Origin of the sequence: Bacillus sp. Xin1, assembly GCF_013314535.1 — a bacterium.
Lineage (GTDB): Bacteria > Bacillota > Bacilli > Bacillales > Bacillaceae_G > Bacillus_A.
In genome coordinates, this window is record NZ_JABUAE010000183.1 from 1 (window position 1) to 440 (window position 440).

The following is a 440-nucleotide window of genomic DNA, read 5'->3' on the forward strand; positions in this document are numbered from 1 at the left end:
GAAGCGCACTTTATCATTCTCAGTATGAAATGAAAAAGCTCAAGCGTGAGAATGAAGAACTGAGAAAAGAACTTGATTTACTAAAAAAGTTCCAGGTCTTCTTGAAGAAAAAGAATGTGTAAGGTTTCAATATTTAAAAGAAAATAAACACAAATATAACATCAAGAAGGCTTGTAAAACGTTAAACATCTCGCGGTCAGGTTACTATGAATATTTACAGAGAAAACCTTCTAAAAGAGCTTTAGAGAACGAAGTGTTAAGTGAGGAAATACAACAAATATTTGAGGAGCATAAGGGACAGTATGGATCTTTAAGAATTACAAAAGTCCTTGAAAAGAAAGGCATCAAGGTAAACCGAAAACGAGTAGGAAAACTGATGCGTCAAATGAAACTGTATGCGAAAGGCAGTCGCTATCGTTATAAACATTATAATAAGAAAT

Annotated in this window: 1 protein-coding gene; it reads left to right on the forward strand. The window is 33.2% G+C overall.

Annotated elements, in window-relative coordinates:
- Window positions 1-253: 253 nt before the first annotated feature.
- Window positions 254-440, forward strand: a 187-nt coding sequence (locus HRG09_RS28425) for an IS3 family transposase (protein ID WP_174104112.1), incomplete at its 3' end; no start/stop codon positions are given.